Source organism: Pontibacillus sp. ALD_SL1, from assembly GCF_017355605.1.
The window spans coordinates 962,691-982,223 of the sequence record NZ_CP062974.1 but is presented as its reverse complement, the minus strand read 5'-3'; the positions used below and the strand labels follow the sequence as shown (position 1 = coordinate 982,223).

Sequence of the window (19,533 nt, the reverse complement as noted above, 5' to 3'; positions counted from 1 at the left end):
CTGGTACTGGCTCATGTTTTTCGAAAACCGGCTTAAGTCCAGCAAAACCTCTCCACACTAAACCATTTTCCAAACAAAAAGAGGCGACAATGGCATAGAAATACCATTGTCGCCTCCTCATAACTAATGACTATAGGCAACGCATTATCCAATATGATTAATACCAAGGCCAAATGCCTCATGCTCTAGCCCTTTTACAGGCGCTCCGATCGTACCGTAAAAGGCCACTGCAATCCATTCGCCTTCTTCTAACTCTTCATAAGGGGACCCTCTTACGATAGCGAACTTCAATCCGACCGTTCGCATCATATCCCCTGCTCCAATTTGCCCGCGCATGACTCCATTTAGAGCTTCTAGAATTGCATGATAAAGAGCGTGGGTTTCGCGGTAAACGTCCTCTACTATAATATGATTTCGCTTCGCTGCTGTTTCCACGGCAGCGATAATTTTTTGCATATTCATGGAGCCGGCTTTCCCTGTGCAGTATTCCACGTCTTTTAACTGATCAGAGAATGGCTCGAGTTCTTCTTCTGTCATGGAGGATACCAATAAAGCTAACTTCCCAATCGGAATCTTTGGACTCATTCACTTCACCTAAATTCTCTATAAACTGATGAATGACAACTAGTTAACTTAAATTGTAAGCGTTTCCTCAATATTCTGTCAATATCATTTCAGTCTATGATCCTCCATATACATCTAGAACACTCCCCCATATGCGCCCTACTTTCCTTATGCTCACTTTAAGCCGATTGCTTCACACTTAATATGGTGATGGTGGCTAAAATCAGACCCATTCCAGCATACTGCATTAGCGTTAACTCATTTCCAAGTAGCACGATTCCGAATAAAGAGGCCGTTACAGGTTCTACCATGGCTATAATCGAAGCTGTGGAGGGAGCTGTTCGTTTAACCCCACGTACATAAAGGATAAACGACAGGCCAGCACCAATAATCCCTAACAGTATAAATAACCCAACATCATTTGAGCCAACGACTGACATGGCTTCTCCAAAGTTTATACGTAAGGCAAGAATTAGAATAAAGAAGAAGAAAGCGACTGTTAATGTAGCTTGAGGGCTGCCTAATTTAGCGGCTTTCTTAAACCCAAATATAAATAAGGCGTAAGATACCCCAGAACCAAGACCCGCGATCACTCCCCTAAACGAGACAGCAGTCCCCGAGCTATAAGCTCCTGTTAGTAAAACAACCCCAACAAGAACGAAAGCAATACTCGCCCATTTAAATAGTGTAGAACGCTCAATCCCTAGTAAAAAGGAAACAAGTAGCACAAAGATCGGGGCTGTATACATCAACGTAGCTGCAATTGCAATCCCTGTTGATTCAATGGCTAGGAAGTAAAACGTGAAGTTCCCCGCTACACTTATTCCAGCAAGTGCTGCCCATGTGTAAAAGTAGGGATTCTTGTTCTTGATCTTAATTTTCCTACGCCTAAATAAGTACCATAATGTAAAGAATATAAACCCTACAAACCCTCGATAAAAGGCAATCGTTGATGGGCTCCAGCCTTTATTCATTAATATTTCTCCAAGTCCGCCTGTAATTCCCCATAACACTGCTGAAGTCAGAATAAATAGTATTCCAGTATAACTCATTAGCTCCCTCCTTTTCGTTTACCTTTCAACAACTCTTTCAATAGTACGTACTTAGAGAATTTTAAAATCCTACTAGTCTACCGCTCTATTTAAGGTCTCACCTACTAATTCCATGTATAAAAGATTATAAAACCTATTTCTTGTTAACATTGAGAAAAAAGGGAATTAAGTTATATTAGTACACCTATTTATCTTACCTATAAAGTCCGGGAAGCGCGGGAAGCGCGGGGACGGTTCTTGCGCTTCCTCAAGATAATTTATGGGGGCATCTGTTACCTTATCGATACTTTTTCATGCTAAAACGTCAGAGGTCAAGCGTTTCTCTGACGTTTTTTTGTGTTTTTTGTATAGAAGGTCATAGATGAGTGCTATCTCTTACCTTTTTATTGTCATGTAAAAACGTCACAGATAGAGGGCGGAACAACGGACCTGTCCCCTTATCCCTACGTTAGTAAAAAGCGATCGTCCATTAAATGATCATTTTCCACATACCACCATTGATTGTGAACTTTTTATCTTGTAACGTTGGCCTCATGCTTTAATAAAAAATTACTGTATGAGGTGAATATATGAATTCAAAATTCTCCCCAGGTGATATCCTCCAAAAAAGGTGTGCGAATTGTTTTCATGATAAGCAAAAAATTATAAAAGTAGATCCTAATGAATTTACTGAAAAAGTAGCAACTCGATTATGGGTCCAATGCGCGAAGTGCGGAACGAACGATAACCAACTTATACTAGAGGATTAACTCTAAATTCCCATACGAAATGATTCGCTTCTTACAACAGCATTCATTTGTATGAAACTGTTTCTTTTACTAAGTAAGCAATCCTTGGTTGCTTACTTTTTCATTTCACATTATGTATCTTTTCCGCACAAAAACCTTATCAACTCATATCCAAGAAAAATATTACTTAATAGCCTTAACCTGTGGCACTTCAATCAGAAATCTTCTTAAGATAAATAACTTTTAAGCTTTTAGTCCATATTAACCTTAAGAATTGTAAGGTTAATATGGTGGAGGGATAACGTTGAAGGATGAAGTATTTAGCGACCAATTAATTATTAATAACTTACATATGGAAAAAAATTTAGAAAAGGTACTAACTGCTGATTTTCTAAAACAACAAAGTCAATACAATAATTTTGAGGAATTTAAATATTACTTTCCCTTCAATATTTCCGAGTTACAAATCCCCTACAAAAACTTTCAAGGAGAAATTTTAGACAATCATATCAATGATACGACAGATTTTTATAACTGGGAGGAATTCATATACGCAGCAGCCCAAATATACAATTTTAAGTTACATTAGTTTAAACTCCCATCACGATTCCTTAATTCTTACTTTAATAACCGCTTCCACTGTACCTTTGAGTGCGAACTGTCATAATAAAATTTATTAGAAAACCAAGTATTGAGAATACAAGCAGTAGCATAGGATTAGCATCTTCCCACAAGAGTTTTACAATTAAGAATGCAATGATTGACCCAAATACTGTTCCTAACCATAATTTGAATCGAAATTCCCTCTTTTTATCTTCCATTTATACCACCATCCCTGTTTAACTATCGCACCCTTTAGTTTAAGTGTAATCCTTCACAAAGGCTTGTGCTCCTGATTATTTTTATTAAGTAAAGACTTAGAAATAAGAAAAGTTATCCCCGCAAAAACTGTATAAAATATGAAGTCATCAAAAGATACGTTTACACCATATTGTCCTGCCTCATAAAAATACCCCCAAAACCAGACATCAAACACTATTAGGTTCAGAACAGTAATCAAAACACCTACTATTACCTTTTTAAAAAATAAAGACGCTAAAATACCTAAAACAATAGCAAAAGGAATTACTAATAAATCCAATGCAAGGGGATGGAATAATGTAGACCAACTTATCATTAAAGCACCTCAATCACTTGAAAGTATATAAATTGCAATTCAACTATTCTGCCCTGTTAGTTTAAGTATATTGGTTCACAAACTCCACAATCATTTTAACATAAAATAACAATTACCTACTTTGGGAATTAGTCTTCCAAACCACATTTCCACACAGGAAATAATAAGGTGCCCATATGTGTTGACCTTAAGCTATTTGAAGTGTGGTGATTTTGTACAATAGTTCAAGTACTACTATCCAACAATCGTTCGTTACGATTAAAAAAAAGACCAAATCTAACCGATTTGGTCTGCCAAGTAGGTTGCTCTATTGAATGTTCCTCCACAAAAACGGAACCACTGAGCGAAGCAATATGGCTTTTTACATCTCCACCGCTTTTCCAGTTGAAGCCGATTCGTATAAAGCCTCAATAATTCTTTGAACAAGGGTTCCTTGATTGGCGTGTACGTTCGGTTCTTTACTAGTAAGAATGGATTCAACAAAGTGATGCACCATTTCTTTATGCGCATTGCCTTTATCCACATAGGGAGCAGTAAGGTCAAGAAGCGTACCGTGCTTTTCCTGATACATGTTCAGTGGAAACACGTCAGCTCCCCCGTGGTCTCCCATTACTTTAAGGACTCTGTCATCCTTCTCGGCAATGTTCGCGGCGAAGGAAGATTCAAATAACAGGGAGGCGCCGTTTTGGAAAGTGATCATGCCGCGAGCCATGTCTTCGACTGAAAAGTTCTCGTGATCCCACTCACCCAGGAGCCCAACCCCTGGCCGCTTCCCAATCTTATCGTATGTAACGCCTAGGACCGTTTTGGGCTCAGGATAGTCCATTAAATAAAGAGCCGCATCAAGCATGTGAATGCCATTATCGATTAATGTGCCTCCACCTTGAAGCTCTTTATTCGTGAAAACTCCCCAACCTGGAATGCCCCGCCTTCTGTTCCATTTTGCTTCAGCTGCGTAGATCTCTCCCATTTCGCCTTCATCTATGAAACGCTTCACCGTTTCTACTTCAGGACGAAAACGAAAGTGGAACCCGTACATTAGATGCTTGCCTGTGTGATTCGCGACTTCTTCCATTCTTTTTGCATCATGCGCTGAGATCGCCGGTGGCTTTTCACATAAAACGTGGCACCCCGATTGCAACGAGTCGATCGCTTGCTCGGCATGGAACGCATTCGGCGTGCAGATACTAACAGCGTCTAGCTCCATTTCACGAAGCATATCCCGGTAGTCTTGGTATGCATGGGGAATCGAGAATTCTTGCGCACAGTCTGCAGCCTTATCTTTATTGTGATTCGCCACCGCAACGACTTCTACCCCATCGCCGTAGTTTTGGTAATTTGGAATATGAGCACTTCTGGCAATGCCACCTGCGCCTATGATCCCGACTCTAAGTTTTCTGTTCATATCTTTTCTCCCCCTTTACCTTTTGTAGTACTCTCGAACCATTTCATCCATAACCCGGTTCGTGCGTAACGCTGAACGCCCCGTGCTCGGCGACTCCCCTTTTCCTAATAGTTCATCGACGATCGTTTGGATCAGCTGCTGTTGAATCGGACTTGGGCGATCGATGTGGAATTCTTCTGTACCGAGTTGGTTGATTAACGTGATTGGTACTTCATCAAACGTGGAGAATACAATCTCCCCTTTTGTCCCAACGATTCGGTTCCGATCTTCATCCTTATAGGAAGAGAAGTTCCATACGCCCGTTCCCATCACGCCATTTTTAAATCGGAAACTACCACTTACGCTATCTTCAGCAGGATAAGAGTCCGAGAGATTGTCTGCATACCCTTTCACATCTTCAATCGGTCCAAGCAAGTAATCAAAGAGGTCGAGCGTATGAGAAGCAACGTCATAAAATAAACCTCCGCCGCTCACTTCAGGACGCACTCTCCAAGGCCATTCTCCATTGTCATCTTTCTCTAATAGCCGTTGCGTCTGCTCCATCGTCACAAAACGAACGTCACCAATCGCGCCCTCATCGAGTAGTTCTTTCACTTTGAGAAAACGCGGTAATCGACGACGGTAATAGGCAACGTATAAAGGCACATCGTGTCCCTCGCAAACGTCAATCATAGCCTGGCATTCTTCTGTGTTCAGTGCCATTGGCTTCTCAACGTATACAGGTTTCCCCGCTTTCGCTGCCATTTCTGTATACTCCTTATGAGAGCCTGGTGGTGTTGCGATGTACACCGCATCCACTTCTGAATCATGGACAAGGTCCTCCGCTTTGTCGTACCACTTTGGAACATTGTGGCGCTCCGCGTAATCTTTCGCAAGCTCTCCGTTCCGTCTCATCACAGCAACGAGTGAACTATTGTCCGCTAACTGAAAGCCTGGTCCACTTTTCACCTCGGTCACATCACCGCAGCCAATAATGCCCCAACGAATGGTTTCCATATGTATGTTCCTCCAATCCCGTTTCTACTTATGTATTCCTACCAAAAAGAAATAGCTCCCCATTATTTCGCCACTTCTTTGATACAGAGCCATTTTAACATACCAACTTTAGGGAGAGGGGACGAAGCGCGGGGAAGCGCGGGGACGGTTCCGGCGCTTCCTAGAGTGAATAGATGAGGAATCTGTTACCTTTTCATTGATTTTTCATACAAAAACGTCAGAGATTATGTGATCTCTGACGTTTCTTTGTGTTTTTTCTACAAAAGAAAAGGGACAAGGCCCCCTTATCCCTCTTTAATAAATCTTCTTCAAAAGTTCGATAACCTCTTCTAAAGTCAGACCAAAGGATTTGTAATACGAAATATCAACAGCCATTTGCTTTTCGATCATTTCGTTACGCTTTTGAAGGATCTCTTCAGATGAGAGTTCGGCTACGAAGCAACCCTTACCCGTTACAGTGTAGATCAACCCACATCGTTCAAGCTCTTCCCAAGCTTTCTTGATCGTTATAATGCTGACACGTAGTTCCTTGGCAGCTTGTCGGATTGATGGTAAGCTATAGCCTTTTTCAATCTCACCTTTAAGGATTTGAGCACTGATTTGGTCAAAAAGCTGTTGATAGATCGGTTTTTCAGAGGTATGTGATATTGCAACATTCATTAGATATCCACTTTCATAAATCGTTTAATGGCTATATGATAAGCAATAATCGTAAATCCTGCAAATATAACAATCCCTGCTAGCAGGATCGGTACGTGAATGGCTAAATTGTCAGCACCACTACCTTTAAAAAGGTCGAATATCATAGAATTTTTGAGTCCTAACCATTCGGCACCTCCCGCAAATAACATAGCAGCTGTAATGGCAGCTATGGTTGGAGCACCAAATTTATAGGCTGTTTTAAAATACATCGAGATAAAAATTAAGTTAAAGATCGCTAGCATGACAAAGCCAAGTCCCCAAAACCCTACAGTTGGCCCAAAGAAGAAGTTGGTAAAATCAGGATATAATTGAGTGTTAATGAAGCCAAAGATTACGGCAGTCAGAATATGCAACAACTCCAAGAGTACAATAACGGCAACTTTCGCTTTTACAATATCCTTTTTAGTGACAGGCATCATAAAAGAGAACTCTAAATCATTCTGAGATTTATAAGCCCCACACATATTAGGTACCGTTATCCAGCAGAAATAGAGGAGTACAATGAAGTATAGCCAACCTGGAATTAACATTAAAGCCCCTGTTAGAAAAGGTAATATATAAAAGAAAGGACTTACTCCTAGCTTTAATTCCTTCAAAAGTAAGTTATACATACAGACCCTCCCTTTTTGAGAAATAGATCATGATTTCTTCAAGGTTAGGACGCGCTGAGTTAATCTCTAACGTTGGATCAAAATCCTGATCATGGATCAATCCTGTAAAGCCAAATGAATTTTCTTTATAAGAAATTAAATCGTCTTTCACCTTTTCAAGTTGACTTTCATTCCCATTCAACAATCGATATGTGTTAATAAATTCTTCTTTCTCAGCACTATTAATGATTTCTCCGTTATGGATATAGGTAATATAATCCGCACATTTTTCTAAATCAGAAGTAATATGAGTCGAGAAAAGAATACTGATTTCGCCTTCTTCCACCAGCTCTTGAAATAGATCCAACAAATTGTCTCTTGCTACAGGGTCAAGTCCACTTGTTGGTTCATCAAGGATAAGTAGCTTTGAACCATGGGATAAAGCAAGCGCCAAATTGTACTTCACTTTCATTCCTTCTGACAATTGAGCGATTTTTTTATTCTCATCTAAGTCAAATCTTTTAAGATAATGGTTATAGGTTTCTTCATCCCAATTCGTATAAAACCTCTTAATCACATTCGTTACGTTTTTGATTTTGCTTCTCGTATAATAATTGACCCCACCGAAGGCATACCCAATCACTTGCTTCATTTCGAGTTCGTGCTCAATGAAATTCTTACCCAACGTACTAATTTCCCCACTATCAAAATGAGTCAGGTTCAAAATTGATTTTATAGTGGTTGTCTTCCCAGCACCATTCGCGCCGATAAATCCCATGATATATCCTTTTTTTAGTTGAAAGGAAACATCTTTTAACTGAAATTGCTCATATTTCTTATTCAGATTTTTGACTTCCAAAGCCATCATAGGAAAGCTCCTCCCCAAAACCGTGTATATTGTATATACACACTATACTCTTAGGATAAGATGAATGTCAATTGAATTTTTGAATTTATTTCACAACCGAGAAGCGCGGGGACGGTTCTGGTGCTTCCTAGGATTAATAGATGATGGATCTTTTACCTTTTCACTGCTTATTCATACAAGAACGTCAGAGATTTACATAATCTCTGACGTTTTTTGTGTTTTATTTTATAAAAGGTCATAGATTCATGCGATCTCTTACCTTATGCTCCGGTAATCCAATGAAAGTGTCATAGATCGAACGTCTATCTCACCTTTTTACTGAGATGTGAAATGAAAGCGACACAGAGGGACAAGGTACCTGTCCCCTTATCCCTAATTCCGCTGATTGCTGATAATACTACGATTTCTTCAACCCTATCCAAACATTCATTACACCGATTGGGATGCCGCCGATCGCGCTAATCCAGGCTAGTGCTAATGAATTTGTAGTGTAAATATGAATAAGCGTTAGGATTAACAAACTAACACCTGTGACTAATGTTAGTTTCTTCTTCAATTTCCACTCCCCCCACCTTGCATGTTAATGAATAGAATATCAAAATAAGTAAACATTTGGAATGTCGAATCTTGCATTTACCACCTAGTAAAATATTCCTCCACTCGTTTTGCTTTCCGCACCCTTCTTTCTAAAGGAGACAGCTATCTCTTCTGTACAATCCATGATAAAATTCGTAAGGACATCTTACGTCGTTTTTATTAAAAAGAAAAAGGAGGAAACGCGTTGAAAACACTCTTTAACAAATACATAGAAACATCTTTCGTGCTTAAGATGTTTATCGGATTTCTAGCAGGTACACTGCTAGCCTTAGCCATCGGCGAACAGGCAACGGCGGTTAAGCCACTTGGAGATCTACTAATCAATCTATTAAAACTCATTGCCATTCCGGTTATCTTCTTAACAGTGGTACTGGCGGTGGATCAGATGAACTTACCTACACTCGGTCGCATGGGTGGAAAATTGATCCTTTACTACATTGCGACAACAGCTGCAGCGGTGTTTATTGGACTGGGGCTTGCTTTCTTAGTCGACCCGGGTAAGAATCTGGAGCTTCCAAATGCAGACGTTGATAAACCAGATACGCCTTCATTTGGCGATGTGTTAATGAATATTATTCCTGATAATATCGTAGCACCGTTTGTGAATGGTGATCTCATGTCGATTCTTTTCTTATCTGTAATCATCGGTATTGCAATCTCGACGATGAAATTCTCTAGTGAAGAGAAGATGAAAGGATACGGTGAGCTGTTAGATCGGTTCTTCCAGGCTCTGAATGAACTCTTTTATAAACTTTTAAATGGCGTTCTTCTATACGCCCCAATTGGGATCTTCGGAATTAGCGCTTCTTCATTTGGTGGCCAAGGTTGGGAGACGCTTCAGTCCTTACTTAGCTTTACGGCTGTCTTTTATGCAGGGGTTGCTGTTCTTTGGGCGCTTGTTTATACAACATTCCTAAAGCTATCTGGTCACCCGTTAAAGCCCTTCTTCTCGGCAACGAAGGACGCTTATACGACAGCCTTCTTCACTTCAAGCAGTGTCGCTACTCTACCAGTTGCGATTGATACGGCGAAGAAAGCTGGTATATCAGAGCGCGTCGCTCACTTCACACTTCCGCTGGGTGCGGTGTTTAACTCCGACGGTGGCGCTCTTCGCATGGGTGTGTCGATCGTGTTCGCAGCGAACATTACAAACTTATCCTTGTCTGTCGGCGACTTCTTCACAATCGTTGTGATTGGTACACTTCTATCTGTCGGGACAGCAGGCGTTCCAGCAGCTGGACTTGTGACACTCTCAGCTGTCTTAACGATGTTCAACTTACCCCTTGAGATTGTTGCACTGATTGCAGGTGTTGACGTTCTGATTGGTATGGCAGGTACAGCATCGAACGTATTTGGCGATATCGTAGGAGCTGCGGTTGTGGATAAGTCGGAAGATAAACAGGATCCTACTAAGAAAACCGCATAATAAGCTAGAAAAAAGCGGCCTCGTCTATTAAACCTGACGAGGCCGCTCTTCTATAGTATTACATGGTTTCTCGAACTACATCGACAATTACTCCCGTTACAAGAACGAGGGAGGTGAAAAAATATATACCACCTCGTAGTTTCTTCCTGTCTCTAAATTCTTCAAGACCAAGAAAAAAATTCATTAATGCTATTAAAGAAAACGTGATTTCAATCGGCCAGTCTATAGGACTAATAATAAAATGATACAAGCATAGACCGAGCACCATAGCCGGCAAAACCATATTCACTTTTCGCAACATATTATAAAGCCCCCTACTCTCCCCAAAGTTCATCCCCTCGCGATATCTATAATAATGAAGAAACCTTCAAGGAGTGTGTTTTCATCCTCATATGTATTCGCTGTATTTACCACTTTACCATCTGTAACATTTTATTGTATCCAAAAGATGGTAAACACAGCTTACCATAACGAATTTTACTTGAGAACACATAGGGCCATATATCTACTGATCCTTCTGCACCAAATCCTCAAACGTCTCCCGCTCAATCACAACACGAGACTCCCCGTCTTTTGCAAACACGACAGCCGGACGCGGAATGCGGTTATAGTTACTTGCCATCGAATACCCGTATGCTCCTGTACTAAAGACAGCCAAGATATCCCCGTAATTCGTAGGTGGGAGCATTAAATCCCAGATTAGCATATCACCTGATTCACAGCACTTCCCGGCTACACTCACGAGTTCCGTCGGCTTTTCATCAGGACGATTGGCTAGCATCGCCTGGTACCTTGCCTGATAAAGGGCCGGACGAATATTATCCGTCATTCCTCCATCGACCGTGATATACGTACGGAGGTCCGGGATGATTTTCTTCGAGCCGACTTTATACAACGTCGTTCCCGCTTCTGCCACCATACTTCTACCTGGTTCAATCCATACTTCAGGGAAGGACAGCTCATGGTCGGTATAGTGCTTTTTCACACTTTCAGAAATAGCTTCAACGTATTCAGAGATGGCCATTGGCTGATCGTCTTCTGTGTACCGAACGCCAAATCCACCACCTACGTTTAGAACCGGTAATTCAAGACCGTATTTCTTTTTCATCTGATAGACAAAACCAGTTAAGATCTGAATCGCCTGGTCGAATCCGTCTGTTTCAAACATTTGTGATCCAATATGAGAATGGATGCCTAACAGGTTATAGTGAGGTTTACGAGTAGCAATCTGGACCGCCGTTTCTGCCTGGCCGTTCGATAAACCAAATCCGAACTTCGAGTCTTCCTGCCCCGTCATAATGTATTCATGCGTATGAGCTTCCACCCCTGGCGTCACTCTTAGCAAAATGTTCACATGTTGCTCGCGCTTGCTAGCAAGGTCATGAAGCATTTCAATCTCTAGAAAGTTATCAACAACAAAGCACCCAATTTCAGCATCAAGTGCCATCGTTAATTCCTCTTCTGATTTGTTGTTACCGTGAAAATGAATGCGACTTGCTGGGAATCCTGCTTGGAGTGCCGTATATAATTCTCCGCCTGAGACCACATCAAGGGATAGCTTCTCTTGTTTAGCTAAGCGCGCCATCTCTTTACACAAGAACGCTTTGCTCGCATAAGCCACCTGGAAATCGAGACCGCTCGACTTAAACGCCCCGCGGAAGGCACGGGCATGACGACGGATCATCCCTTCATCATAAACCATAAGCGGCGTTCCATATTCTTCGACTAACTTCCCTGTACTCACCCCACCGATTTCCATATCCGTTTGTACGTTCACTTCTACTGTTTGCATCTATAAATCTCCTTTTGTCTCCTCTGCAACACAAAAAAACCGTATGAAGCGATGTTCATACGGTTCTTCTAGAAATAGACCTTGAAGATATGTACAACATCTCTTCAATAGTGCTCCACAACCTTAGCATTGCGACAGTCTGGCATTTGTTCAATACCAGCCCAACAAAGAATAGAATGGCTATTCTCTATCTCGGCGATCTGCCTTTCCCTTTCCTTCGCTGGCCCCATTGTCCTCCGGAAAGCTACTCATCATACTCGCGCCTCTATTGTCAGAGAGAGTTATTATTATATTATGGTTAGAAACTATACCATTATTTTTTAACAACTGTCAACAACACGGCTGTCTAGAAGCGTCATCCTACCTTAAGAAATACTCCGTCGCTGCAATAAATAGAACGACCACAACCGCTGTCATCCACACATACCAGTCCGGGACGTATGCCCATTCAAACATCATTCCCACGCCCTTCCCGAATTTCAATCTACTTCCATCATACAGAAAAAGACTTTTCTAAGTAACCTTACTCAGAAAAGTCTTGTTGATTATCCTTCAGCCGGGCGGTCCGATTCCTTAGGATCCTCTAGCTCATCCACATCAATCGAATCGCCGAATAGCTTCTTCACGCGTTCCTTCGCTTGAGCGCGCACATCATCGTTAATATGTGACAACACCTGGTACACTGCGTAAATAATTACGGCACTATCATCAGCAAACCCAACGGCTGGGATTAAATCGGGGATTGCATCAACTGGTAAGATTAAGTATCCAAGCGCACCGGCAATCGTTAACTTCGCCTTCTTCGGTGTATCAGGATTTTTAAATGCGTAGAAAAGGAGCAAGCTGTAGTATACGCCTTTCTTTCCTAGGCGACCGCTGTAGGCGCGTACTTTTTCTCCAAATTCTTTTTCAGAGAAATAAGCTCGGCCTCGTTCTATGGCACGTGCGGGGTTTAAGTTTTTTAGTCGTTGTTGATAGGTCTTCTTTTCCTCCATGGTCCCTCTCCTTTAATCGAATGATCTTGGTTTCTGTTTTCCCTGAATAGGGTGGATTTATTCCTGATCATTCAGTAAGTATGGGGGAATTAACAAGAGGGTTCCAAAATGGGAATATGCTTCCGTTTGCTTAGAATAAGTGTAAGGTGGTTCGGGAAATCACTCGCTTTCCGCGGCCCCACACGACGTGGGGTCGTTCGATGTTGTCACAGGACGTGACGATCTTAGTCGAACTTCCGCTTTCATTTACTAGGCTACTCCTGCCGCAGGAGTCTCGCAATTTCCCGAACCACCTTTGCCATATGTAGAAGTAACGGAAGCATGCCATATAAGGAAAACATTCCCCCCTAATCTAGCTTTGAAAAAACAAACACACACACATTAAATGATCCATAAGAAGACTCCTGTAATAAATGAAGCAAAGATAATAGGGACTAGACATCCGGTACTAATGCAACTTTCTAGGAAGCTATCAATTACTGAGCGTATCTTTCCTTTTTTGTTTTGCTGAGTGGTTTTAAGTTTATCCATGATCGCTTTCACCCATCTTGATACCTGTCTTCTATTCTGGACACCTTATCATCTAGCATCTCTAATGAACAGAAGCAAAGATATCCAAAGTCAAAGCATTTAATACTTTCGCACGAAAACCCCTGGATATTCTGATACGATTCCATCCTCATCTACCGTAATCACGGTTTCATAGTCCCTGCATTGATATCAAAACTTCCTTAGATCTCCTTCGTTCCCTAAAAATGTGTAGTGTTGCTTTACCTTTACTAATTTAAATCCTGGAACTTCAACATAAACCATATCCAATTCCCGCTCTTGTCCTTCATCCCAATTAAAACGATTGATTGGTAAAGTATTAGAAAATGGCGTCATTGAGAGGTCTACATCAATTGCGCCTTGCATTTCTAATAAAGGCTCATCTCCGGCCCGCCAATTCCCTTTACCATCTGAGTATAAGGATAAGACTCGTTGAGTTCCTTCTTCTTTTATATCAACACGTCTAGTAAGCCAATTTTGATCCATTATGATGCTATATGTAATATGATGAATATCTTTTTTTGTTGCAAATAGCACAACCCCTTGAGCCGTAACGTTCTTTTCATCTACACTAATCTTTAAATATTCACTTCCCGATTGTTCGATATGCTCCCACAATATTTTTGTTTCCAAATTATTACCCCTTCTTTTTATTACTTTCTACAAATCTATAGATATTCGTTCCATATCGCAGAAGAAATAACCTTCCTTATTTTTCTAAAAAGATGTAAGCAAGCATTAATTAGATGTGCTAAAATTTTCTATATATTGTTAAATAACCTCAGAAAGGATTGGTCCATTGAAAGCATTATTCTTATTATACGATGGTTATGTCGAATGGGAGATAAGCCCCCTTTCCTACATACTAAGCGTTACAGATTGCGAGGTTGAAACCACGGCTCTCCAATCCGAAGTGAGGCACAGCGGTCAATTTACTGTAAAAGTAACCAAAACGATAGACGAATGCAGCGGGGAAGATTATGATCTTTTAATCATTCCTGGAGGAGATCCTGAGCCACTTTTAGAAGAAAGTAAGATCTCCCAACTTATTCAAGAATTTGATCGGAGCAGCAAGTGGATCGCAGCGATTTGCGGAGCTTCTACTTTCTTAGGGGCCAGCTCTGTTTTACGAGAAAGAGAGTATTCCACCTCTATTGAAATAGAAGAATTCCCGACTTGCTTTAATCCGGCTTATAAAAGTAAAGCTGATGTGACGGTATGCGAGAATTTGATTACAGCTGAAGGAAATGCGTATGTTGAATTTGCAGTTGCTGTTGGGAAAGAGCTTTATTTATTTGAAGATCGGGAGGATGAACTAGAGACTGTTTTGTTCTTTAAAAACCAGTTAAGAAGTTAATACAAAAAACAGGTCTTAGACAGTTTACTGCCTAAGACCTGTATGTTTATAACACTTTTATTCCTCTACATTCTCTTCCGTCACGAGCTTAAGCGGTACAGGAATCGTGTCTTCAACTTCTTTTCCTTGAAGAACATCATCCCCAGCTTGAACCGCTAGTTTCCCAATCTCAATCGGCTGCTGTGCCACAGTTGCGGAGAGGTTCCCATCACGGATACTGCTCATCGCATCGTCATTTCCGTCAAATCCTACAACAAGAATATCGCGACCGGAGCTTTGGATGGCTTGATAAGCGCCTAGTGCCATTTCGTCATTGTGAGCGAAGACGGCTTCTATATCAGGGTTCCCTTGGATCATATTCTCCATCGTTGTTAACCCTTCTGTACGGTCAAAGTTCGCCGTTTGCTTGGCGACAACGTCTAGCTTTTCGTCAGCGATGTTATGGAAGCCTGCTCCACGTTCGCGGGTTGCGGATGCGCCTGGTACGCCTTCTAGTTCAGCGACTTTTGCCCCTTCCCCAACTTGTTCAACGATATACTCTCCAGCGATTTCGCCACCTTTTTCATTATCGGAGCTTACTAAGGTTGCGACTTCTCCTTTTTCAGCGGAGCGATCAAGTGTAACAACTGGAATGCCAAGACTGTTAGCGGATTGAACGGCTGTTGAGATCGCTGCTGAGTCTGTTGGGTTGATGAGAAGAACATCAACACCTTGCTGAATTAAATCCTCTACATCATTTACTTGTTTCGCTGCATCATTCTGAGCGTCAACGACAACGACTTCCATTCCTTGTGCTTCAGCTTCTTGCTCGACTCCTTCTTTCATCGATACGAAGAAAGGATTATTTAATGTCGAAACGGATAGTCCGACCTTCACGTCCCCTTCTCCGCTGCCTGAGCTTGGCTTCGCCCATTCTGGCGGTTGCAGGGAACAGGCGCTAAGGAAAATAAGGACGAGGCTCATCATTAATAAAAGACGTAATTTTCTCATGTTTATCCCCCTATGCTGCTTTCTTTCGATCAATTAGTACGGCGATGATAATAACGACACCCTTCACAACCATCTGGAAGAAGGAAGAAACGCCAAGTAGGTTCAAGCCATTATTCAATGTGCCGATAATAAGTGCACCGATTAGCGTTCCTATAATCAATCCACGTCCGCCTGATAGACTCGTTCCACCTAGTACAACAGCGGCAATCGCGTCTAACTCGTACGCTTCACCTGCTGTAGGCTGAGCAGAATCAAGACGGGATACTAGAATCGCACCTGCAAGGGCAGATAATAAGCCTGCAAGCGAATAAACCATAACCTTAACGCGAGATACATTAATACCTGAAATAAGAGCTGCTTTCTCATTGCCACCAATCGCATATGTCTTACGACCGAATGGCGTTTTGTGTAAAATCACCCAAAGGACCGCGAAAGCAAGAAACATTGTAATCGCTGGTACCGGAATGCCTAGGAAATACCCACGTCCGAACAGCTGGAATGCGTAGCTATCGCCAAGACCTGTTATCGGATTACCATCTGTATACACGAGCGTTAATCCCCGGAACATCGTCATGGTTGCTAGTGTTGCGATAAACGGTGCCATTTTCCCTTTTGTAATAAGAAGACCGTTTACGGCTCCCATTACAGCACCTAGTAAGCAACCAATAATAATCGCTAGAATCGGATCAAGACCAGACACCATCATGCCGGCCATTAAAGCACTCGATAACGCGAGTACAGAACCGACGGATAAATCAATACCGCCTGTTAAAATAACGAACGTCATGCCATAAGCGATCAGCGCATTGATCGCGACTTGTCTTAATAGATTTAATAAGTTCAACGGTTCTAAGAAACTAGAATTAAAAATTGATACAACTACAATAAGAGCGAGCAGCCCGACAAACGGACCTAATTTTTGTGTGATGTTTCCTACCTGTTTTGCCCCTTTGATTGCACTATCCATTTACTTGACCCCCTGTTGCTAATGTCATAATTTTCTCCTGGTCGGCTTCGTCTCGATGGAGTTCTCCAGCAATGGTCCCTTCATGCACAACGAGAACTCTGTCGCTCATGCCCAGAACTTCTGGTAGTTCTGAAGAAACCATAATGATCGCGACCCCGCGGTCTGTTAGTTCATTCATTAACTGATAGATCTCTCGCTTGGCACCAACATCGACTCCGCGAGTTGGTTCATCGAGAATCAGCACTTTCGGGCCGATTCCGATCCATTTGGCGATGACGACTTTTTGTTGATTTCCGCCAGAGAGATTCTTCGCTTCTGTGTTAGAAGATTCCGTTTTAACTGTCAGGCGTTTGATAAGCATTTCAACGAATTCTTGTTCTTCTTTTTCCTGAATCAGACTATTCTTCGTAAAGCTTCGTAAGCTTGGTAAGGCAATGTTGTCTTTAATCGGAAAGTCTAAGACAAGGCCTTCTCCTTTTCGATCTTCTGTGATAAAGCCTAGTCCTAGCTTCACCGCTTGACTCGGATTCTTCACGTCTACTTTCTGGCCGTTTACAAAAATCTCGCCATCATACTTCCCGTCTAAGCCGAAAAGCGTACGCATAATTTCAGTACGACCCGCTCCCATCAGTCCGGCAACTCCGACAATTTCACCAGCGCGAGCGTTGAAGTTTACATCCTGAAAGACTCCTTTTCGCCCAAGGCCTTTCACTTCAAGCACTGCCTCACCAGGATCGGGCGTTCGTTCTGGGAATCGGTCTGTCAGCTCTCTGCCGACCATTTTCCTAACGACATCATCAAAGCTTGTCTCAGGAATCGGTGTTGTATCAACGGTTTGTCCATCGCGCATCACAGTAATCCGGTCGCATATCGTAAAGATCTCTTCCATACGGTGCGAAATATAGACGATTGATACGCCTGAAGCTTTCAACGAGCGAATGACATCAAATAGCTTCTCGATCTCTCGGTCTGTAAGAGCAGCCGATGGCTCGTCCATAATGATCACTTTCGCATCGGTCATGAGTGCCTTGGCGATTTCGATCATTTGCTGTTCCCCGACTGAGCACTGACCGGCTTCTTTATGAAGGGGAATCGAGACCGCTAGTTTCTCAAATTGCTCATTCGCAATCGCTTTCATTTTTTTCGTTTGAATAAGACCGAACTTCGTAACAGGCTCTTTATTTATAAATAAGTTCTCTAAGACGGTTAAATCCGGCCAAACATTTAATTCTTGATGAATAAACGCAATCCCGAATTGCTCGGCTTCTTTTGGATTAGCAAAAGTCTTCTCTCCTCCGTCAATCGTAACGGTCCCTTCGTCTTTTTGATGAAGGCCTGTGAGAATCTTCATTAACGTCGACTTTCCCGCTCCATTCTCGCCCATTAAAGCGTGAACTTCTCCGTGTTTAATTTCCATATCCACACCTTCGAGCACCTGATTGGTCCCGAAGGCTTTGTGGATGTTCTCCATAGAGATCTGCATGTTTCATCCCCCTTTGTTAAAACGTGACGCCAGCGTGCAGGATACAGTTGGCATAAGGTGTAACTTCTCCTGTGCGGATAACGGCTTTAGCGTTTTTCAGTTGTTGTTTCAACGATTCGTGTGATATGTACTCCACCTCATCGAAATATCCCTTAAAACCTATATGCACTTCTTCATTCTGTTCCATTTCGTTTGCGACCGTTGTTTTCTCGACAACCATTTCTTCTTTTAACAATGCGACTACATCTAAGAAACGTGGCACGCCTTGCTGTAAGGATAGGTCGATCTTTGGCACCCCTTCTGGTATAGGGAGCCCTGCATCGGCTACAACGATGGTGTCGGTATGACCAAGATCAGCAAGTACTTTGGCTATATGACTGTTTAGGATGCCGTTACGTTTCATTTGTTCAGCTCCTTTTCTACCTCAGCTCTTGTTGGCATTCCGCCTTGAGCTCCAAATGCTGTGACAGATAAGGCAGCTGCTTGATTGGCGAAGCGCAACGATTCAAAGAGTAACTTCCCTTCGCCAATTGCTGTGGCAAAGGCTGCGTTGAACGTATCTCCAGCTCCGGTTGTATCAACAGCTTCAACTGGGAAGGACGGAACAACGACCTCTTCCTGATTGTTAAAGAAGCGAACGCCCGCTTTTCCTTCTGTGATAAATAACTTATTTGGGAAACGCTTCAGAATAGCTGAAAGAGTTTCTCCCTCAAACAACTGCGCGGCTTCGTGTTCATTTGGTGTAAGATAACTGACTTGTTCGATGACCGCTTCAGGAATCTCTCTCGCAGGTGCCGGGTTTAGTAAAAGCGGAACATCTAACTCCTTGCACAACCTCGCTGTCTCGATCACTGTTTCTTCTGGGATCTCCTGTTGAATGAGAACGAGATCACACTCAGCCAATCGAGCACGAGCTTGATTCACATAGTCTGGCGTAACGTAATCGTTAGCCCCTTTCACAACGACAATGCTGTTATCTCCTTCAGCTAATATAATGTGAGCCGTTCCACTCTTTGCATGTGTAACCGGTTCCACATGATCGGTATGAACGCCTTCGCGTTTCAGGTTCTCCAAAATTTCCGTACCATATGGATCATCTCCTACACGACCAATCATGTAGACGTCAGCTCCAAGTCTAGCCGCCGCAACGGCCTGATTGGCGCCTTTTCCTCCTGGTACGGTTTCAAAAGACTCCCCTAAAACCGTTTCCCCTGCTAATGGTCGTCTGTTCGAGGTCACCACTAAGTCCATAGACGAACTGCCTATAACGGCAATCTTTGGTTTATTCATGATCT

Annotated in this window: 21 protein-coding genes and 1 riboswitch; of the genes, 3 read left to right on the top strand and 18 right to left on the bottom strand. The window is 42.2% G+C overall.

The window, feature by feature from the left end; translation table 11 throughout:
* Positions 1-144 precede the first annotated feature (144 nt).
* Positions 145-585: a histidine utilization transcription antiterminator HutP gene (gene hutP / locus IMZ31_RS04975; protein ID WP_207529477.1), complete on the bottom strand. Its 441-nt coding sequence runs from the start codon at positions 583-585 to the stop codon at positions 145-147.
* A 158-nt stretch (positions 586-743) separates the two neighbouring features.
* Complete coding sequence (locus IMZ31_RS04970) at positions 744-1,616, bottom strand: DMT family transporter (RefSeq protein WP_207529476.1); 873 nt, start codon at positions 1,614-1,616, stop codon at positions 744-746.
* Positions 1,617-2,648: 1,032 nt separating this feature from the next.
* On the opposite strand from IMZ31_RS04970, the gene IMZ31_RS04965 reads away from it, so the two are divergent.
* Complete coding sequence (locus tag IMZ31_RS04965) at positions 2,649-2,933, top strand: hypothetical protein (RefSeq protein WP_207529475.1); 285 nt, start codon at positions 2,649-2,651, stop codon at positions 2,931-2,933.
* A gap of 285 nt (positions 2,934-3,218) precedes the next feature.
* Here the strand turns inward: IMZ31_RS04965 and IMZ31_RS04960 are convergent, their stop codons facing one another.
* The 7 genes from IMZ31_RS04960 to IMZ31_RS04930 all read right to left on the bottom strand — a co-directional run bounded on the left by IMZ31_RS04960 (position 3,219) and on the right by IMZ31_RS04930 (position 8,638).
* A complete protein-coding gene (locus IMZ31_RS04960) occupies positions 3,219-3,521 on the bottom strand; it encodes a hypothetical protein (RefSeq protein ID WP_207529474.1) in 303 nt (100 codons plus the stop codon).
* Positions 3,522-3,882: 361 nt separating this feature from the next.
* Positions 3,883-4,926, bottom strand: a complete 1,044-nt coding sequence (locus IMZ31_RS04955; protein ID WP_207529473.1) for a Gfo/Idh/MocA family protein — start codon at positions 4,924-4,926, stop codon at positions 3,883-3,885.
* Positions 4,927-4,941: 15 nt separating this feature from the next.
* Positions 4,942-5,922, bottom strand: a complete 981-nt coding sequence (locus tag IMZ31_RS04950; protein WP_207529472.1) for a Gfo/Idh/MocA family protein — start codon at positions 5,920-5,922, stop codon at positions 4,942-4,944.
* Positions 5,923-6,216: 294 nt separating this feature from the next.
* Positions 6,217-6,582, bottom strand: coding sequence for a GntR family transcriptional regulator (locus IMZ31_RS04945; RefSeq protein ID WP_207529471.1), 366 nt, complete (start codon positions 6,580-6,582; stop codon positions 6,217-6,219).
* The gene (locus IMZ31_RS04940) at positions 6,582-7,235 is read right to left on the bottom strand and encodes an ABC-2 transporter permease (protein ID WP_207529470.1); all 654 of its coding nucleotides are present in this window, start codon (positions 7,233-7,235) and stop codon (positions 6,582-6,584) included. Before IMZ31_RS04940 ends, IMZ31_RS04945 begins: the two co-directional genes overlap by 1 nt.
* Positions 7,228-8,082 carry an ABC transporter ATP-binding protein gene (locus IMZ31_RS04935; RefSeq protein WP_207529469.1) on the bottom strand — a complete coding sequence of 285 codons (855 nt, stop codon included), beginning with the start codon at positions 8,080-8,082 and terminating at the stop codon, positions 7,228-7,230. The genes IMZ31_RS04940 and IMZ31_RS04935 overlap by 8 nt, the downstream gene beginning before the upstream one ends.
* 397 nt (positions 8,083-8,479) lie before the next feature.
* Positions 8,480-8,638, bottom strand: coding sequence for a hypothetical protein (locus IMZ31_RS04930; RefSeq protein ID WP_207529468.1), 159 nt, complete (start codon positions 8,636-8,638; stop codon positions 8,480-8,482).
* 225 nt (positions 8,639-8,863) lie between these two features.
* Between IMZ31_RS04930 and IMZ31_RS04925 the strand changes: the two genes are divergently transcribed.
* Positions 8,864-10,105 (top strand): dicarboxylate/amino acid:cation symporter, encoded by a 1,242-nt coding sequence (locus IMZ31_RS04925; RefSeq protein WP_242705642.1) that lies wholly within the window; start codon positions 8,864-8,866, stop codon positions 10,103-10,105.
* 58 nt (positions 10,106-10,163) lie between these two features.
* Here IMZ31_RS04925 and IMZ31_RS04920 read toward each other — a convergent pair whose 3' ends face one another.
* The 4 genes from IMZ31_RS04920 to IMZ31_RS04905 all read right to left on the bottom strand — a co-directional run bounded on the left by IMZ31_RS04920 (position 10,164) and on the right by IMZ31_RS04905 (position 14,074).
* The gene (locus IMZ31_RS04920; protein ID WP_207529467.1) at positions 10,164-10,406 is read right to left on the bottom strand and encodes a hypothetical protein; all 243 of its coding nucleotides are present in this window, start codon (positions 10,404-10,406) and stop codon (positions 10,164-10,166) included.
* Positions 10,407-10,610: 204 nt separating this feature from the next.
* Positions 10,611-11,897 carry a diaminopimelate decarboxylase gene (gene lysA, locus IMZ31_RS04915; RefSeq protein WP_207529466.1) on the bottom strand — a complete coding sequence of 429 codons (1,287 nt, stop codon included), beginning with the start codon at positions 11,895-11,897 and terminating at the stop codon, positions 10,611-10,613.
* 100 nt (positions 11,898-11,997) lie between these two features.
* A riboswitch (Lysine riboswitch) is annotated at positions 11,998-12,173 on the bottom strand.
* Positions 12,174-12,442: 269 nt separating this feature from the next.
* Positions 12,443-12,892: a YkvA family protein gene (locus IMZ31_RS04910; RefSeq protein WP_036786361.1), complete on the bottom strand. Its 450-nt coding sequence runs from the start codon at positions 12,890-12,892 to the stop codon at positions 12,443-12,445.
* A gap of 720 nt (positions 12,893-13,612) precedes the next feature.
* Complete coding sequence (locus IMZ31_RS04905; RefSeq protein ID WP_207529465.1) at positions 13,613-14,074, bottom strand: putative glycolipid-binding domain-containing protein; 462 nt, start codon at positions 14,072-14,074, stop codon at positions 13,613-13,615.
* A 166-nt stretch (positions 14,075-14,240) separates the two neighbouring features.
* On the opposite strand from IMZ31_RS04905, the gene IMZ31_RS04900 reads away from it, so the two are divergent.
* Positions 14,241-14,798, top strand: a complete 558-nt coding sequence (locus tag IMZ31_RS04900; protein WP_207529464.1) for a DJ-1/PfpI family protein — start codon at positions 14,241-14,243, stop codon at positions 14,796-14,798.
* 57 nt (positions 14,799-14,855) lie between these two features.
* Here IMZ31_RS04900 and rbsB read toward each other — a convergent pair whose 3' ends face one another.
* The 5 genes from rbsB to rbsK are packed head-to-tail and all read right to left on the bottom strand — an operon-like array spanning position 14,856 to position 19,528.
* The gene (rbsB, locus tag IMZ31_RS04895) at positions 14,856-15,788 is read right to left on the bottom strand and encodes a ribose ABC transporter substrate-binding protein RbsB (RefSeq protein ID WP_207529463.1); all 933 of its coding nucleotides are present in this window, start codon (positions 15,786-15,788) and stop codon (positions 14,856-14,858) included.
* A 10-nt stretch (positions 15,789-15,798) separates the two neighbouring features.
* Positions 15,799-16,755, bottom strand: coding sequence for a ribose ABC transporter permease RbsC (rbsC, locus tag IMZ31_RS04890; protein WP_052115123.1), 957 nt, complete (start codon positions 16,753-16,755; stop codon positions 15,799-15,801).
* Positions 16,748-18,238, bottom strand: a complete 1,491-nt coding sequence (locus IMZ31_RS04885; RefSeq protein WP_207529462.1) for a sugar ABC transporter ATP-binding protein — start codon at positions 18,236-18,238, stop codon at positions 16,748-16,750. The genes rbsC and IMZ31_RS04885 overlap by 8 nt, the downstream gene beginning before the upstream one ends.
* Before the next feature lie 16 nt (positions 18,239-18,254).
* Positions 18,255-18,641, bottom strand: a complete 387-nt coding sequence (gene rbsD / locus IMZ31_RS04880) for a D-ribose pyranase (protein ID WP_036786354.1) — start codon at positions 18,639-18,641, stop codon at positions 18,255-18,257.
* On the bottom strand, positions 18,638-19,528 hold the full coding sequence (gene rbsK / locus IMZ31_RS04875; RefSeq protein WP_207529461.1) for a ribokinase: 891 nt from the start codon (positions 19,526-19,528) through the stop codon (positions 18,638-18,640). Before rbsK ends, rbsD begins: the two co-directional genes overlap by 4 nt.
* Positions 19,529-19,533: the final 5 nt, after the last annotated feature.

Bases quoted from the DNA above. Each gene is read 5' to 3' on its own strand.
- hutP (WP_207529477.1), bottom strand. From the start codon at position 585: ATGAGTCCAAAGATTCCGATTGGGAAGTTAGCTTTATTGGTATCCTCC.
- IMZ31_RS04970 (WP_207529476.1), bottom strand. From the start codon at position 1,616: ATGAGTTATACTGGAATACTATTTATTCTGACTTCAGCAGTGTTATGG.
- IMZ31_RS04960 (WP_207529474.1), bottom strand. From the start codon at position 3,521: ATGATAAGTTGGTCTACATTATTCCATCCCCTTGCATTGGATTTATTA.
- IMZ31_RS04955 (WP_207529473.1), bottom strand. From the start codon at position 4,926: ATGAACAGAAAACTTAGAGTCGGGATCATAGGCGCAGGTGGCATTGCC.
- IMZ31_RS04950 (WP_207529472.1), bottom strand. From the start codon at position 5,922: ATGGAAACCATTCGTTGGGGCATTATTGGCTGCGGTGATGTGACCGAG.
- IMZ31_RS04945 (WP_207529471.1), bottom strand. From the start codon at position 6,582: ATGAATGTTGCAATATCACATACCTCTGAAAAACCGATCTATCAACAG.
- IMZ31_RS04940 (WP_207529470.1), bottom strand. From the start codon at position 7,235: ATGTATAACTTACTTTTGAAGGAATTAAAGCTAGGAGTAAGTCCTTTC.
- IMZ31_RS04935 (WP_207529469.1), bottom strand. From the start codon at position 8,082: ATGATGGCTTTGGAAGTCAAAAATCTGAATAAGAAATATGAGCAATTT.
- IMZ31_RS04920 (WP_207529467.1), bottom strand. From the start codon at position 10,406: ATGTTGCGAAAAGTGAATATGGTTTTGCCGGCTATGGTGCTCGGTCTA.
- lysA (WP_207529466.1), bottom strand. From the start codon at position 11,897: ATGCAAACAGTAGAAGTGAACGTACAAACGGATATGGAAATCGGTGGG.
- IMZ31_RS04910 (WP_036786361.1), bottom strand. From the start codon at position 12,892: ATGGAGGAAAAGAAGACCTATCAACAACGACTAAAAAACTTAAACCCC.
- rbsB (WP_207529463.1), bottom strand. From the start codon at position 15,788: ATGAGAAAATTACGTCTTTTATTAATGATGAGCCTCGTCCTTATTTTC.
- rbsC (WP_052115123.1), bottom strand. From the start codon at position 16,755: ATGGATAGTGCAATCAAAGGGGCAAAACAGGTAGGAAACATCACACAA.
- IMZ31_RS04885 (WP_207529462.1), bottom strand. From the start codon at position 18,238: ATGCAGATCTCTATGGAGAACATCCACAAAGCCTTCGGGACCAATCAG.
- rbsD (WP_036786354.1), bottom strand. From the start codon at position 18,641: ATGAAACGTAACGGCATCCTAAACAGTCATATAGCCAAAGTACTTGCT.
- rbsK (WP_207529461.1), bottom strand. From the start codon at position 19,528: ATGAATAAACCAAAGATTGCCGTTATAGGCAGTTCGTCTATGGACTTA.